The organism is Afipia carboxidovorans OM5, from assembly GCF_000218565.1.
Taxonomy (GTDB): domain Bacteria; phylum Pseudomonadota; class Alphaproteobacteria; order Rhizobiales; family Xanthobacteraceae; genus Afipia; species Afipia carboxidovorans.
In genome coordinates, this window is sequence record NC_015684.1 from 2,624,296 (window position 1) to 2,636,511 (window position 12,216).

General features: G+C 63.8%; 17 protein-coding genes. 13 read left to right on the forward strand and 4 right to left on the reverse strand.

The features are described 5' to 3' along the window. Position 1 precedes the first annotated feature (1 nt). From OCA5_RS12370 to OCA5_RS12415, 10 genes are all read left to right on the forward strand, one after another. Positions 2-487 (forward strand): single-stranded DNA-binding protein, encoded by a 486-nt coding sequence (locus tag OCA5_RS12370; RefSeq protein ID WP_012562699.1) that lies wholly within the window; start codon positions 2-4, stop codon positions 485-487. Next, positions 484-912: a hypothetical protein gene (locus OCA5_RS12375; RefSeq protein WP_244396159.1), complete on the forward strand. Its 429-nt coding sequence runs from the start codon at positions 484-486 to the stop codon at positions 910-912. Before OCA5_RS12370 ends, OCA5_RS12375 begins: the two co-directional genes overlap by 4 nt. Then, complete coding sequence (locus OCA5_RS12380) at positions 912-1,835, forward strand: DUF5131 family protein (RefSeq protein ID WP_012562697.1); 924 nt, start codon at positions 912-914, stop codon at positions 1,833-1,835. The genes OCA5_RS12375 and OCA5_RS12380 overlap by 1 nt, the downstream gene beginning before the upstream one ends. Then, positions 1,832-2,518: an ASCH domain-containing protein gene (locus tag OCA5_RS12385; protein WP_013913227.1), complete on the forward strand. Its 687-nt coding sequence runs from the start codon at positions 1,832-1,834 to the stop codon at positions 2,516-2,518. Before OCA5_RS12380 ends, OCA5_RS12385 begins: the two co-directional genes overlap by 4 nt. Next, the gene (locus tag OCA5_RS12390) at positions 2,518-2,817 is read left to right on the forward strand and encodes a DUF4326 domain-containing protein (RefSeq protein WP_012562694.1); all 300 of its coding nucleotides are present in this window, start codon (positions 2,518-2,520) and stop codon (positions 2,815-2,817) included. The genes OCA5_RS12385 and OCA5_RS12390 overlap by 1 nt, the downstream gene beginning before the upstream one ends. Further along, entirely contained in the window at positions 2,814-3,230 is a 417-nt protein-coding gene (locus tag OCA5_RS12395; RefSeq protein WP_012562693.1) for an SLOG family protein, read from the forward strand. The genes OCA5_RS12390 and OCA5_RS12395 overlap by 4 nt, the downstream gene beginning before the upstream one ends. A gap of 186 nt (positions 3,231-3,416) precedes the next feature. After that, a complete protein-coding gene (locus OCA5_RS12400; RefSeq protein WP_148261430.1) occupies positions 3,417-3,716 on the forward strand; it encodes a hypothetical protein in 300 nt (99 codons plus the stop codon). 268 nt (positions 3,717-3,984) lie between these two features. Then, entirely contained in the window at positions 3,985-5,199 is a 1,215-nt protein-coding gene (locus OCA5_RS12405; RefSeq protein ID WP_012562690.1) for a tyrosine-type recombinase/integrase, read from the forward strand. 138 nt (positions 5,200-5,337) lie between these two features. Continuing rightward, positions 5,338-5,952 (forward strand): PilZ domain-containing protein, encoded by a 615-nt coding sequence (locus tag OCA5_RS12410; protein WP_012562689.1) that lies wholly within the window; start codon positions 5,338-5,340, stop codon positions 5,950-5,952. A gap of 156 nt (positions 5,953-6,108) precedes the next feature. After that, positions 6,109-6,738 (forward strand): hypothetical protein, encoded by a 630-nt coding sequence (locus tag OCA5_RS12415; protein ID WP_012562688.1) that lies wholly within the window; start codon positions 6,109-6,111, stop codon positions 6,736-6,738. A 19-nt stretch (positions 6,739-6,757) separates the two neighbouring features. On the opposite strand, the gene OCA5_RS12420 is transcribed toward OCA5_RS12415, so the two are convergent. Next, a complete protein-coding gene (locus OCA5_RS12420; protein ID WP_013913230.1) occupies positions 6,758-7,291 on the reverse strand; it encodes a GDSL-type esterase/lipase family protein in 534 nt (177 codons plus the stop codon). Between the two features lie 127 nt (positions 7,292-7,418). Continuing rightward, on the reverse strand, positions 7,419-7,754 hold the full coding sequence (locus tag OCA5_RS12425) for a carboxymuconolactone decarboxylase family protein (protein ID WP_012562686.1): 336 nt from the start codon (positions 7,752-7,754) through the stop codon (positions 7,419-7,421). A gap of 492 nt (positions 7,755-8,246) precedes the next feature. On the opposite strand from OCA5_RS12425, the gene OCA5_RS12430 reads away from it, so the two are divergent. Both OCA5_RS12430 and OCA5_RS12435 read left to right on the forward strand, forming a co-directional pair. Then, positions 8,247-8,894, forward strand: a complete 648-nt coding sequence (locus OCA5_RS12430) for a transglutaminase-like cysteine peptidase (protein WP_012562684.1) — start codon at positions 8,247-8,249, stop codon at positions 8,892-8,894. 198 nt (positions 8,895-9,092) lie between these two features. Then, positions 9,093-10,283: a glycosyltransferase family 9 protein gene (locus OCA5_RS12435; protein WP_012562683.1), complete on the forward strand. Its 1,191-nt coding sequence runs from the start codon at positions 9,093-9,095 to the stop codon at positions 10,281-10,283. A gap of 46 nt (positions 10,284-10,329) precedes the next feature. Here OCA5_RS12435 and OCA5_RS12440 read toward each other — a convergent pair whose 3' ends face one another. After that, positions 10,330-10,860, reverse strand: coding sequence for a gamma carbonic anhydrase family protein (locus tag OCA5_RS12440; RefSeq protein WP_012562682.1), 531 nt, complete (start codon positions 10,858-10,860; stop codon positions 10,330-10,332). A gap of 67 nt (positions 10,861-10,927) precedes the next feature. Then, positions 10,928-11,257: a DUF6949 family protein gene (locus OCA5_RS12445; protein WP_012562681.1), complete on the reverse strand. Its 330-nt coding sequence runs from the start codon at positions 11,255-11,257 to the stop codon at positions 10,928-10,930. Between the two features lie 210 nt (positions 11,258-11,467). Here OCA5_RS12445 and OCA5_RS12450 point away from each other — a divergent pair, with 210 nt between their 5' ends. Further along, positions 11,468-12,166 carry a hypothetical protein gene (locus OCA5_RS12450; RefSeq protein ID WP_012562680.1) on the forward strand — a complete coding sequence of 233 codons (699 nt, stop codon included), beginning with the start codon at positions 11,468-11,470 and terminating at the stop codon, positions 12,164-12,166. Positions 12,167-12,216: the final 50 nt, after the last annotated feature.

Below are 12,216 nucleotides of genomic sequence, written 5' to 3' on the forward strand. Positions count from 1 at the left end.
AATGGCCGGATCGATTAACAAGGTGATCTTGGTCGGCAACCTCGGTGCCGACCCGGACATTCGGCGCACGCAGGACGGACGTGCGATCGCCAACATGAGCATTGCGACGTCGGAGACCTGGCGGGACAAAAACAGCGGTGAGCGCAAAGAAAAGACCGAGTGGCATCGCGTCGTGATCTTCAACGAAGGTCTCGCAAAGGTCGCAGAGCAATACCTGCGCAAGGGCGCGAAGGTCTACGTTGAAGGCGCGCTGCAGACCCGGAAGTGGCAGGACAAGGACGGCCGCGACAAGTACACGACCGAGGTCGTGCTGCAGGGCTTCAACTCGACGCTGACGATGCTCGACAGCCGCAACGGCGGCAATCGCAGCGACGATGACGACGACGGCTTCGGCGAGCGGCAAACGTCGCGGAAAGGATCTTCGAGCGGCTACCGCGGCAACGACGACATGAACGACGACATCCCTTTCAGCCCGGAATTCCGATGATGGGGAAATTTTGCCCAGCTTGCGGAGAGACGAAGGCTCGAACCAGCTTTTATAAGCACCCGCACAAATCAGACGGGCTGCAAGGCATTTGCAAAGAATGCCACAAAACCGCGATGAAGCGCAATCGCCGCGAAAACCCTGACGTTCAAGAGCGGGACCGTGCGCGCGCGAAGCAGCCGCACCGGCGAGCCATGGCGAAAGCCCTTGTCGCCCGTTGGCGCGAGGTCAACCCGGACCTCTACCTTGCGCAGAACGCGATCAACAATGCGATCCGCGACGGTAAGCTGAAGCGTGGCGTCTGCGCATGCGGTGCGAAGGAGAATGTCTTCGGCATCGCCGTTGATCCGAAGCAACCGCTCCGCAAAATCAAGTGGGAATGCGCCCGCTGCTATCATCGCAGTCGGTTCGAGCGTGAGGTCGCATAATGGCTGAGCGCACCGAAATCTCATGGGCCGATGCGACGTTCAATCCGTGGATCGGCTGCACCAAGGTCGGGCCGGGCTGCGACCATTGCTACGCCGAGCGCGACAACGGCAGGCGTAAATGGGTGGATGGCTGGGGCCCGGGCGTGCCGCGCCGGCGCACCAAGACGTGGGATGCTCCGCTTCGATGGGATCGAGCCGCTGCGCTTTCGGGGCAGCGCCCGCGTGTCTTCTGCGCGTCACTGGCCGACGTGTTCGACAACGAGGTCGAGCAGGCTTGGCGCACTGACCTATGGGCGCTGATCCGTGCCACACCGAACCTGCGGTGGATGCTGCTGACCAAACGCATCGGCAACGCGGCAAAGATGCTGCCGCCGGATTGGCCTTATCCGAACGCGGGATTGATGGCGACGGTCGTTAATCAGGCCGAGGCTGATCGCGACATTCCGAAGTTGATGATGACGCCGGCTACGTGGCGCGGCCTTTCGATCGAGCCGATGCTTGGGCCAGTCGACATCTCGCATTGGTTGACGGGGCACGAGGGCATCGGCCTCGACTGGGTGATCTGCGGCGGCGAGAGCGGCCCGCACGCGCGGCCGATGCATCCATCGTGGCCTCGATCGCTGCGCGATCAGTGCGCCGCAGCCGGCGTCGCCTTCCACTTCAAGCAATGGGGCGAATGGGCCCCGCATAAGATCTCGCCGGGAAGCCGCGGTCAGATTTGTCTTTGGCCGAACGGGCGCGAAGGCGCCGGCATCGGCGGAGCGAACGAAAACGGCGGTGGCGGCGCGGAGATGGATCGCGTTGGAAAGAAGCGAGCAGGCGACCTGCTCGACGGCCGCGAACACAAGGAATTTCCCGCCGCGTTGGAAGCTTCTCCGGCACCGCGGACCGCCTTTGCTGCCGACGTCGGAGGCAGCCCATGACGGAGCACCGCTGTCACGCCCCCAACTGCTCAGCCATGGTACCGCACAACGTCTTCATGTGCGCGCGCCATTGGCGCGCGCTGCCGAAGCCGCTCCGCCAGGCGATCAGCGAAGGCTGGTCCATGGGGGGCGGCAGCCCGTACCGCGCAAACTGTGACGAGGCGATCCGCATTATCGGCGAGTTCGAAGGCGGTATCGCGCCCGATCTGCCCACTGGCACGAAAGCACTAACGATCTGGCAGCCGTGGGCATCGCTGGTGATGATCGGCGCGAGGCCTTGGGAGTTTCGGAGATGGTCGTTCACCGACCGGCCCGGGCTTCGAAAGCTGGTCGGCCAGCGCATCGTCATCCATGCCGGCGCGCGTCCGCCGAAGCCGAGCGAGGTCCGCGACATTCTCGCCCGGATCGAAGGCGGCGAAAGCGCGCTCGAAGCTGATCGCGCCCGGCCATGGCTCGAAGGGCTGCATTGGGCCATTCTGGAAAAGAAGGTCGGCGGCGCACCGCTCGCCGCGGCGCTGGGGACAGCCGTCATCGGTGAGCCCGTCAAGGCATCGAAGCTGTTCGACAAGGTGGCCGACAGCGACCGGATCGACCAGCACATGTATGCATGGCCGCTGACCGACATCGACGCGTGGAAGAAGCCTGTGAAGGCCGCTGGCGCGCAGGGCTTCTGGAATTGGTGATGGCGAAGCCGGTCCGCATCCAGCGCAAGCGCACCAAGGGCTGGACGATGCCGCCGAACACGGCCTACGTCGGCCGCGGCTCGGATTGGGGCAATCCGCACAAGGCATTGACACGCGACGCCTTGGGGCGCGCGCACGCGGTCATCCAATTCCGGCAGTATTGCCCTCCGAAGAGCCCGCTGGCGGCCGCAGCGAGGCGCATACTCCGCGGCAAGAACCTCGCTTGCTGGTGTCCGCTCGACCAACCATGCCATGCGGACGTTCTGCTTGAACTCGCAAATAGCGAGGCCGCCGAATGACGACGATGATCGTATGCGGCGGCCGATATTTCGGGCACGTCCACTTCCTGACGCCGCGGGAGGATCTGCGCGCGGAAATGGAGCGCGCGGCGAAGCAGAACTTCATGATGCGCGAGGCGCTCGACCACCTTCGGCAGGGGCGTGGCGTAACGAAAGTCATTTCTGGCGGCGCCACCGGCGCGGATGCCACGGCCTACCATTGGGCGCGCTCTCGCTGCCTCGCCTGCATCGTCGTGAAAGCCGAATGGCGTCGGTACGGCCACGCGGCGGGGCCGATCCGCAACGGCAAGATGCTCGACCTGAAACCCGACTTCGTCGTCGCCTTCCCCGGCCGCACGGGGACGGCAGACATGGTGCGCCAGGCGACGAAGGCTGGCGTCGAGGTCATCGACTATCGGGAGACATTCGCATGACGCCGGCGAAGACTGCAGAATGCCTGACGTGTCATGGCGTCGGGGCCGTCCCGGTGACGCGCGTCATCGCGGTTGCCGGATGCTGCGGTAACCCGACTAGAACGGGCGATTGCTGCGGCAACGCCATCCCTATTCCAGAAGAGACCATCGAATACGAGCCGTGCCCGGAGTGCGGAGGCAACGACAATGCCTGACCGGATTGCATGCTGCGTCCCGTACTGCCGGCGCACCTGCCGGAACGACAGCGGCTTCGCCGAATGGATTTGCGGAAAGCATTGGGCGCTGGTGTCGAAGACGACGAAGCGCCGCCGTCGGCTCGCCGTTCGCGCGAAGGATCGCGCAAATCGTCGGTTCGAACAGCAATACCGGGATCAGGGCGGCTGGGCGGAAATCCAACTCAACCGCGCGCTCGCGGCCACAGACCTATCCGCTGCGCTCTGGCGACGGTGCAAGCGCGAGGCCACCGAACGGGCGATGGGGCTCTGATCATGACCGCCCGCTTCAAAAAGCTGGATGATCTGCCGCTTTTCGCCAGCGAAGAGCAGATCGCAGCCGCCATTTTGGGGCCGGGACGGACCGTCGATTGGCGTGGGATAGCCCCACTTCTCGAAAAACGAGGGTTCCCGGGGATTGATGGCCTTCACGGCGGGCGGTACGTTCCAGCCATCCGGGCATTCTATGATGCACAGTACCGAGTAAGGAGCGATGGGCCGCCCGCGAGAGAACCCCACCGTCCTGCGGAGTTCGCCAGTTCATGGAAGAAGCGAAGCAACCAATCCCCGGCTTGAGGCGGCAGGGCTCGCGCCTCCTTTGGAGAGCTTCGAAGGCCGCCATTGCAAAGGGCTACCCGGTCAAGTCAGCAAACCTGACAGCCCTTGCCGGCGACGAGCGATTGTTGCGCGAACGGTGCGCCAAGCTTCAGCGCGAAATGCTGGAATGGATCACCGGCGTTAAGCGCTCCATCATCGAATTCGACGGCACGTTTCGGAGCGTATTCGATCTATACGAAACCGATCCGCAGAGCCCGTTTCACAGACTGAAGCCGGGGACAAAGCATCCCTACAAGACCTATATGCGGATGATGCGCGCGCATATTGGTCACTGTCATATCGACCAAACCGACGGCCGCGACGTTCGGGACTGGTTCAAGGAATGGACAAAGCCGGAAAAGGAAGGCGATCCGCGAACCATCGCGAAAGCGAATATGGCGCTTGCGGTCCTGAAATCATCGCTTCAGTTCGCCATCGAATGCCGTAAGCCGGGATGCGTCGAATTCCGGGCCTGCATTCCTAAGAACCTCGAGAAGCCGAAGGCGCGAAGGTTCGCCATTCCTGCCGGGCAAGTTGCGAAGGCGCGCGCCGCCGCGCACGAACAACAACAGCCCGGAGCCGCGCTCGCCTACGCCCTGCAGTTTGAAGGCACGCTTCGACAGTGGGATGTTATCGGCCAGTGGGTCGATATGTCGGACCCACGACCCTCAGCAATCCACCACAACGGGAAGAAGTGGTTCGGTCCAACATGGAACGATGTCGATGACAATCTGATCCTGCGCTGGAAGCCGACGAAGACAGAAGAGAGTTCCGGCGAAGAGATCGTTATCGACCTCCGCGCATGCCCGATGGTCATGGAGGAATTGGAGCTCACGCTGGCGGCCGGAAAGCCTTTGAGCGGACCGCTGGTGGTAGATCGCCGAACAGGCCAGCCGTTTCTGAGCCAGCCCTTTGAAACGATATGGCGCAAGGCCGCCACCGCTGCCGGTATCAGCAAGAAAGTCTGGAACCGCGATCTGCGGAAATCGGGATCGACAGAGGCGCGCCGATCCGGCGCATCGGTCGATGACCTTCAGAAGTTGATGGGGCATGTCGAGGGCAGCAAGGTGACGCAGGATGTGTACGACCTTGCCGATCTTGAGGCCCACCGGCGGATCGCCGCGTCGCGCGTCGCCTTCCGGAAAACTACCGAGAAATAGTGCGTTGTCGTCGCCGCACACGCGGCGCACATCGGCGCAAAACAACACGAAAAATCAATACGTTAGCGACAAATTTTCTTAACTCCGCATTAACCCTGACGCCCGTATGGTTCGCTTTTACCGTGTCCCGGGCGTTTCATGGCATTGGTCCAGCGAAAATTTCAGCCTCAGGCTGAAGAGCGTCGTCGCTTCCAGCGGGTGAGGATTCACCTGCTCGGCCGCTATATGCTGTCGGATCGGCGCGAATATCCCTGTCAGGCCATCAACATGTCACCCGGCGGTCTTGCGCTGCTGGCGCCCGGCATCGGCAGCATCGGCGAGCGGGTTGTCGCCTATCTCGATCATATCGGCCGCGTCGAAGGCAAGATCACGCGCCTGCTCGACAACGGCTTCGCCATGACGGTGAACGCGACGCCGCGCAAGCGCGAGAAGCTTGCCGCCCAGCTCACCTGGCTTGCCAACCGCGAGATCCTCAACCTGCCCGAAGACCGCCGCCACGACCGTATCGTGCCGCGCAACGCCTCGGGCCTGCTCAAACTCTCCGACGGCAGCGAGATGCCGTGCCGCATCATCGACCTGTCGCTCTCCGGTGCAGCGCTCTCCGGCGCGATGCGGCCCCTCGTCGGCACCGACGTCATGCTCGGCCGAGTGGCCGCGCGCGTCGTGCGTCACCTCGAGGAAGGCTTCGCGATCGAGTTCAATCACCCGCAGTCGCTCGAGACTGTCGAGGACAACGTCACCGCCCGCATCTAAACCTCCCCGACTCCGGGTCATTTCGGGCGATTCCAGGCCCGGAAACGCCGGCGCCTTATTGCCGGCCGCATAAACATTCATTAAAAATACATATTATACCCGCGCTCCCACGCCCGAGCGCGGCCTGACACCTCTCGACCACTTCCGGAGGACGCGATGGGTTTTCCCGCCTTCTTTGCCGATGCCCCGACGATCACACTGCGTGATCCTCTGGCCATCTTTCTCGGCGCCTCCGACGATGGCGTCATCACCTACACCTACGCCGATGCCGTGAAACTCGCAGGCCACTCCTGCCCGACCGTTGCCGGTGCGTACCTGATGGTGCGCGGCGGTCTGCGCGCGCTCTATGGCAACGAGATGCCCGAGCGCGGTGACATCGAGGTTTATCTCCGCGAGCCACGCGACGAAGGCACGACGGGCGTCATCGCCGCTGTTGCAACGCTTCTCACCGGCGCAGCACCTGAAACAGGCTTCGGCGGCATCGGTGCCAAGCGCCGTTTTGCGCGGCGCGACCTACAGCATTTTGGAGCAGCGATCGATGGCCTGATGGCGCTGCGGCGCAAGGATAACGGCCGTGGCGTTACGCTCGACCTCAACACCGCCGCAGTGCCCGCTGCTCCCGAGATGCAGGCAGTGTTTCCGCGCGTTGTCGCGGAGCAGGCAAGCGAGGATGAAGAGGCCCGCTTCGCGGCGCTCTGGCAGGATCGCGTCGAGCGGATGCTGATCCAGCATGCTGACGATCCGGCACTGGTGCAGGTCGAGGAGTGGAAAGCGGCGGCCGCCTAAGAGCCCTCGCCTCGCTTCATTATTGCCCGCGCGCGGCCGCGATCACTTTCGGCGCAAGCCATGCTGCGAACGCCGCGTGCCCTTGCGCATTGAAATGCTGACCGTCGGGATCGCGCGTGCCCGTCGGCGCGATCTGACCGAGATGGCCGAGCATGATCACCTTGATATGGCGGGCGGCGAGCCGCTGCTTGATCTCGGCGATATTGCTTTGTCGCGACGCGCCCTCTCCCCGCCGCGCATCGTTGCCGCCCGGCTGGAAGATGACGATCTTCGTACCGTTGGGCACGGCTGAATTGAGCCGCGCCAGCATGCCGCCCGTGGTGTCGCCGGGAATTCCGGCATTGGTGACGCGGGCGCTCACGCCCCTCGCTGCGAGCAGCGCTTGCAATTGCGCCGGATAAGCCTGCGACGAGGGCACACCGCCGTTGGTACGCCCTCGCCCCGCCCCATAGGTGTTGCTCGCACCCAGCGCGACGATATTTACTTCCGCCGCCTCCGCGGCGCATGCAAACAGCGCCACAGCCGCGACCATGCCCAAAGCCCAGCCCTTCATGAGACAGCCCCCTTAGCCCGTCCCGAACGCTAGGCCTCGTCGAAAAAGCCGTAAAGACGGCGGGATGAAGTGTCGCCTCACGATAACGGGAAGGCGATCGGCCGCCCCGGAGCCGGATCGGCGTCGCTCAGCCGCCGGCAGCCTTGGCCTGTTCGAGCGCAAGCACCGAATGGGCATAGGCACCACCGGCCCGCATCTCCGCGGCGACCCAGATCGCCTCCATCAATTCCTGCTGCGTCGCTCCATGGCGCATAGCCGCCTTGGTATGGCCTTTGATGCAATAAGGGCACTGCGTGACATGCGCGACGGCCACCGCAATAAGCTGCTTCACCTTCACCGGCAGTGCACCTTCGGCAAAAACCTTCTGGCTGAAGGCCTCAAAGGCGGCTTGGGTTTCGGGCGTGAGCTCCCGGCGCATCTTTGAAAACTCGCCGGTTGCGGTTGGGTACATTCCTTCAGACATCTCGATCTTCCTTTCGCGGCTCTTTGGAGCCATCGGCATGGTAGATCATCGATGCGCGTCCCCCAAGAAATCGCGTGGCGATCGCAACATGCGGCTCACAGCATGCTGCTTGCTCGGATGTGTTCAGCGTGTGCTTTCCGGATAGCGTCACCGCGCGGTAAAGCCGCTCGGTTAGCGCTTTCTCACCACGCGCTTCCTTCAAGCCGCGTTGCCTTGCCGGACACCGCGTCTTTCGGCCCGCTGCATGGATGAGAGCGCAGCCTCCCGCCTCGTTAAAGCAACGCCGGTGCCTGTCCGTTCAAGCGGTTAGCGGGTGATGATTCAAATTTGAATCAAATCCGGATAGTTAAAATTTGAGCTTTATTTGAACTGCATTTGATTCAAACAAGCCTTTGATTTGATTTTCATTTCACTCAATTGCCCTGCCGCGGTTTAGCTGCGGCGCAAAGCCTCCATGGGAAGGTGGCCCCAACAAAAAAAGAGGGGCCGCAAATGGTTTCGATCCGTGGATGGGGTACGTGTCTGGCGATCTTCGTCGGGCTCGCAGGTTTTCCGCAAAGCTCGCTCGCTGCAGGTGCGGCGGCAAAGCCCGCGATGTCACACGCACGCGTGCTCTATGCGAGCCTTGGCGACACTGCACGTGCGCCGATCGGCTGGACCGAGTTCTGCACCGCGCACGCCGCCGACTGCATGAGCCGTCCGAGCGAAGCGCGCGACATCGTCATGACCCAGACCGCCTGGAAGGATCTCGTCCGCGTCAACCGCTGGGTCAACGAGACCATCAAGCCGATGACCGACATGGAGCATTGGGGCGTGATCGAGAAGTGGTCGTACCCCACCGACGGCTACGGCGATTGCGAGGATTACGTTCTCCTGAAGCGCAAGATGCTGGTCGATGCCGGCTGGCCGCGCGAGGCGCTGCTCATCACCGTGGTGCGCGACAAGAAGGGCGAAGGCCATGCCGTGCTGACTGTGAAGTCCGACAAGGGCGAATTCGTTCTCGACAACCAGAACGAGGACGTCCTGGCCTGGACCGACACCGGTTATCGCTTCGTCAAACGCCAGTCGCAAACCGACCCGAATGTGTGGGTCTCGCTCGGCGACAGCCGCCCCGCAGCCGTCACCGCCGCATCGAACTGAGGTTTAGAAACGCGTCCGGTCACATCCCCACCCCTTCCCGTCCCCGACCGGGTCGCGCGCGGCCAGCTTCTCCCCCGGAAGTTGGCCGCACTTTTTTGTCCCGCCCGCGTCAAGCCAGACAAGGCTTGATGTCGGGCGCGCCGCCATGCGAATCCTGTGCCCCGATTATCCCCGGCTCCCGCAGCCCTATCCGGACGCATGGCGTTGTCGAAGCCGCTTCGCAAACTCTTCCGCAAGCTCGGCAAGAACCGGCAGAAGCTCGATCTCACGATCGAGGCCCGGCGCAGCCGCAAGCTGCCGCGTGACAAGGGCTCCGTCGTCGTGGTGCGGCTCGATGGCATCGGGGATTTCGTGCTGTGGCTTGCCTGCGCCCGGGCGATCCGCGTGCGCTACCCGCAGCCGGACTATCGCATCACGCTCATCGCCTCGTCGGTGTTCAGCAACTTCGCGGCCTCGACCGGCCTGTTTGACGACGTGATCGCGGTCGATACCAAGCGTTACATCGACGACAACACCTACAGCCGGTCAATCCTGAAGCGCGTTGCGGCCTTGCGCGCCGAGGTCGCAATCAATCCGGGCATCTCGCGCGACCGTTACGGCGACCGGCTCGTCCATGTCAGCGGCGCGACGACGCGCATCGGCGTCGATGGCGACCCGAAGGCGCAGACCGAGAAGAAGCAGCAACAGTCCGATCTCTGGTACACCGACCTTATCCGGATCACGCCCGGCATTCACGAGATCGAGGCGAATGCGATTGTCGCGCGCACTTTCGATCCGGCGATGCCGCCCAGACGTCCGCGTCTCGACAAAAGCCTGATCGCGCGTCCGGACTGGCTGCCGGATGAATCCTATTTCGTGGTCTTCCCCGGCAGCGCGTCCGTGAAGAAGAAATGGCCGGCCGAGCGTTTCGCCGCCATTCTGCAACGGCTGCAGCAGCGCACCGGCTGGATCGCGGTGATCTGCGGCACCAATGCGGAGAAGCGTGACGCGCAGGCGATCCTCGACCTCACCGGCCGGCATCGCATCGTCGATGCCTGCGGCCGCACCGATCTTCCCGCGCTCGCGGGCGTGCTGCGCGACGCAAAGCTCCTGCTCTGCAACGACACCGGCGCGGCGCATATCGCGGCCGCCGTCGATACGCCCGTGGTGGTGCCGTGCGGCGGCTATCACTACGGCCGCTTCCTGCCCTACCCGACACTCGCAACCGCCGACACGCCGGTGATGTTCGCGGTGTTCGAGCAGATGCCGTGCTTCAACTGCAGCTGGAAATGCATCTATCCACGCGCCGACGACGAGCCGCTCTATTGCGTGAGTCAGATCGGCATCGAGGCTGTGTGGGATGCAGTCAGCCGCGCATTGAACATCACGCCGCAGGCGGACGCGCGCTGACGCCGCGCATCGCGGCGTCAGGCAGTCCGCTGCGGCCAATGATCGCTTAGCTGATCTTCTTCAAGCCGGCCTTGAAGCGGCGGCTGTTCTCGACGTAATGCGGCGCGGCCCGCGTGAGGTGCTTGACCTGTTCGTCATCAAGCGTGCGCACCGCGCGGGCGGGCGAGCCGATGATGAGCGAGCGCTCGGGAAACTCCTTGCCCTCGGGCACCAGTGCCCCTGCGCCGACGACGCTTTCCTTGCCGATGCGCGAACCGTTCATCACGATCGCGCCCATGCCGATCAACGCGCCGTCGCCGATGGTGCAGCCGTGCAGAATGGCGTTGTGGCCGACCGAAACACCCTTGCCGAGGGTCAGGGGAAAGCCGGGATCGGAATGGAAGGTGCAGTTATCCTGCACGCTCGAACCCTCGCCGATATCGATCAGTTCGTTGTCGCCGCGGATCACGCTGCCGAACCAGACGCTCGCCCCCTTCTGCAGCCGCACGTTGCCGATCACCTCGGCAGATTCCGCAATGAAATAGTCGCCGTCGGCCGGCAGTTGCGGCTTCACGCCGTCGAGCTCGTAGGTCGCCATTCTGTTCTCCTTGTGGTCAGACCACTATGCCACGAACAGACCGGCGATGCGAGCGGCGAAAGGCAGATCAGGCTACGATTCCAGTGGCTTGGAGCAGCATAACGACGCAAGTGCCGGACATCAGGCTCCAGATACCGGCAATGACCGTAGCCATCATCACGAACAGCATGTGGCGCTGCTCGATCCGCCGGCCGCGGATCGTGTTCCGCATGATGATGAAGGGCGCGGCGAAGACCAGGAACGGCACGGCGATCATCGCGCGCGAGGCCTCGCCGTCGTCGAGGAGACCGAACCCGGCGGGCCGGTCCACGAAGGCCTGATAGCCACTCACCAGCGCACCGGCGACGGCAAAGCCGATCATCAACGCGAAAAAGGAACTCAGGGCCTCGGGCGACATCTTCAAGCCTCACGCAAGACGTGCCCTTCGCTTTCGCAGAACCCCGGTTCGGCTGCCACTTCATCCTTAAGAAAGGGTTAACAGCATCGGCCTGCCCCTCCCGCGGCCGGAGCAAACATAGCCGCACGGCCGTCTCGCCATCGCCACACAAGCTGCTCTATGACAGGGCATTGTCCGCCGCGATTCGCTCCGCTCTGGAACTCCTCCCGTATGGCCGCCTCTCCGCCGCCGCGCCCCCGCAAACCCCGCCGCCCCTATGGGCCGATCGTCGCCTCGGTGCTCCTCGGGGCGGGCGCGCTTGCCGCGATCATCTACCTCCTGCAGCCGACCTGGCGTCCGCAGCAGCAGGGCGCCGAGCCCGACACCCTGCCAGTGACGATCGGGCAGACGCTATTCAACGTGCCGACCGCCGCGATCCGGGTGAAGCTGCAGAAGCGCACCGGGCCGCAGGAGCGCGTCGACCTGTCGTTCCTCTACCCCTCGCTACAGCCGCCACCGCCGCGGCCGCAGACCGCCGCCGCCGATGCCGTGGAGAAGCCCGAGCCGATCGACCGGATTTTCGTCTCCCTCATCGCGCACCATGACGCGCTGTCGCCGAAGGAGCGCACCGCCACGATCTATCCGCGCTATCTCGAGTCCGAGGCGACGAGTGTCGAAGGCGTGCTGATGATGCAGTCCTTCCGTGAGGGCACGCCCTATGCGGGCGAGGACCTGTTCATGGCGGACGGTGCGCACTTCACCGCACGCTGCTCACGCGATGCGCGCACGCCCGGCATGTGTCTCAGCGAACGCCGGATCGGTGACGCCGATCTGCACTTCCGCTTCCCGCGCGCATGGTTGTCGCAATGGCAGGATGTCGCTGATGCGATGGACCAGCTCGCCGGACAGCTGCAGGGGCCGAGGAAATAGGCGGCGCTCGCGATGCGCTCCCTCTCCCCGTTGGGGAGAGGTGAAGCAAG

What these genes read in the sequence shown, in the direction of transcription:
- OCA5_RS12370 (WP_012562699.1), top strand. Translation starts at nt 2, where the DNA reads ATGGCCGGATCGATTAACAAGGTGATCTTGGTCGGCAACCTCGGTGCC.
- OCA5_RS12375 (WP_244396159.1), top strand. Translation starts at nt 484, where the DNA reads ATGATGGGGAAATTTTGCCCAGCTTGCGGAGAGACGAAGGCTCGAACC.
- OCA5_RS12380 (WP_012562697.1), top strand. Translation starts at nt 912, where the DNA reads ATGGCTGAGCGCACCGAAATCTCATGGGCCGATGCGACGTTCAATCCG.
- OCA5_RS12385 (WP_013913227.1), top strand. Translation starts at nt 1,832, where the DNA reads ATGACGGAGCACCGCTGTCACGCCCCCAACTGCTCAGCCATGGTACCG.
- OCA5_RS12390 (WP_012562694.1), top strand. Translation starts at nt 2,518, where the DNA reads ATGGCGAAGCCGGTCCGCATCCAGCGCAAGCGCACCAAGGGCTGGACG.
- OCA5_RS12395 (WP_012562693.1), top strand. Translation starts at nt 2,814, where the DNA reads ATGACGACGATGATCGTATGCGGCGGCCGATATTTCGGGCACGTCCAC.
- OCA5_RS12400 (WP_148261430.1), top strand. Translation starts at nt 3,417, where the DNA reads ATGCCTGACCGGATTGCATGCTGCGTCCCGTACTGCCGGCGCACCTGC.
- OCA5_RS12405 (WP_012562690.1), top strand. Translation starts at nt 3,985, where the DNA reads ATGGAAGAAGCGAAGCAACCAATCCCCGGCTTGAGGCGGCAGGGCTCG.
- OCA5_RS12410 (WP_012562689.1), top strand. Translation starts at nt 5,338, where the DNA reads ATGGCATTGGTCCAGCGAAAATTTCAGCCTCAGGCTGAAGAGCGTCGT.
- OCA5_RS12415 (WP_012562688.1), top strand. Translation starts at nt 6,109, where the DNA reads ATGGGTTTTCCCGCCTTCTTTGCCGATGCCCCGACGATCACACTGCGT.
- OCA5_RS12420 (WP_013913230.1), bottom strand. Translation starts at nt 7,291, where the DNA reads ATGAAGGGCTGGGCTTTGGGCATGGTCGCGGCTGTGGCGCTGTTTGCA.
- OCA5_RS12425 (WP_012562686.1), bottom strand. Translation starts at nt 7,754, where the DNA reads ATGTCTGAAGGAATGTACCCAACCGCAACCGGCGAGTTTTCAAAGATG.
- OCA5_RS12430 (WP_012562684.1), top strand. Translation starts at nt 8,247, where the DNA reads ATGGTTTCGATCCGTGGATGGGGTACGTGTCTGGCGATCTTCGTCGGG.
- OCA5_RS12435 (WP_012562683.1), top strand. Translation starts at nt 9,093, where the DNA reads ATGGCGTTGTCGAAGCCGCTTCGCAAACTCTTCCGCAAGCTCGGCAAG.
- OCA5_RS12440 (WP_012562682.1), bottom strand. Translation starts at nt 10,860, where the DNA reads ATGGCGACCTACGAGCTCGACGGCGTGAAGCCGCAACTGCCGGCCGAC.
- OCA5_RS12445 (WP_012562681.1), bottom strand. Translation starts at nt 11,257, where the DNA reads ATGTCGCCCGAGGCCCTGAGTTCCTTTTTCGCGTTGATGATCGGCTTT.
- OCA5_RS12450 (WP_012562680.1), top strand. Translation starts at nt 11,468, where the DNA reads ATGGCCGCCTCTCCGCCGCCGCGCCCCCGCAAACCCCGCCGCCCCTAT.